This is a genomic window from Bathymodiolus azoricus thioautotrophic gill symbiont, from assembly GCF_001298715.1.
GTDB lineage: Bacteria > Pseudomonadota > Gammaproteobacteria > PS1 > Pseudothioglobaceae > Thiodubiliella.
The window spans coordinates 1-1,146 of the sequence record NZ_CDSC02000465.1; the positions used below are offsets into that span (position 1 = coordinate 1).

Genomic DNA, 1,146 nt, shown 5'->3' on the forward strand with positions numbered 1-1,146 from the left:
GTGTACAACCTTCTATTGTACAGTCAAATCTGCTCATGTGGTCACCTCTGTTAAGGAGTCACTCACCTATATTTAAAGGTCACCTTTTCTTGTCTTGTCATGGAAGATTCATATGAATTGAACAGTAAAACCTGCCCAAGCAGTCACCTCTATTAAGTGGTAACCTGCCCAAGCGGTCACCTCTATTAAGTGGTAACCTGCCCAAGCGGTCACCTCTATTAAGTGGTAACCTGCCCAAGCAATCACCTCTATTAAGTGGTAACCTGCCCAAGCAGTCACCTCTATTAAGTGGTAACCTGTCCAAGCAGTCACCTCTATTAAGTGGTAACCGGCCCAAGCAGTCACCTCTTATAAGTGGTAACCTGTATGAAAATGTCACCTTTTTCTTATTCATCATAGAAATTTTCTTATGAATTGAATCTCATTTAAGAGGTCACCTGTCTCATATGGCCACTTTTTCTTTATCCCAAAGGTGACCTCTTAATGCAGGTTTGACTAGTTTGTCAATGACTGATTTGTTTGTGAGTTGGGTACCCATCTATGACAAAGGTGTACTTCATCTAACCTTGAGTTTGGTAAGGCACTAGTCAAAATTATAATGCCATTGGAGATCTCGGCTAGCCTAATGTCAGCACATATATATTGGGAGTTTGGGTTATGGTCTTTAACGCCACTTTCAACAATATTTCAGTTATATCGTGGCGGTCAGTACATATATATATATATATTACGTCAGTTCTTTAAAAAGTTAAAACAGAATTGTGTGTGCTATATTATACCATTATACATACTGGTACATGTATTAAGACTGGGTTTAATGTTATATTTGTCCACCATTTTGTTTCTATTTACAATGCAGGTTTTAGTTGAGAGTACTTCGGTATTTTTATTAAATCTTTTCTACCTTTAAAATGCTTTTTTCAGGTTCAACCATCCACCCATTCAGACATGATTGCTATGGTAACAGACATTCCAATTCATATGAAGTGGGTGGTCCTAATGTCAAGTGGAGGCCATTTTGCTGGTGCAATATTTGAAAGGTATTCAATATGTTTTTTTGAGTCCACTGACCAAAGTCAGTGTGAGGTTCCATCCCTCGCTACCCTTTATCAATTATCGTCATTAGGGTTGCATAATGCTAACCCC

General features: G+C 38.5%; 1 protein-coding gene. It reads right to left on the reverse strand.

Features of this window, described 5'->3' with window-relative positions:
* Nucleotides 1–108: 108 nt before the first annotated feature.
* On the reverse strand, nt 109–345 hold the full coding sequence (locus tag BAZSYMA_RS08900; protein ID WP_090718205.1) for a hypothetical protein: 237 nt from the start codon (nt 343–345) through the stop codon (nt 109–111).
* Nucleotides 346–1,146 lie beyond the last annotated feature (801 nt).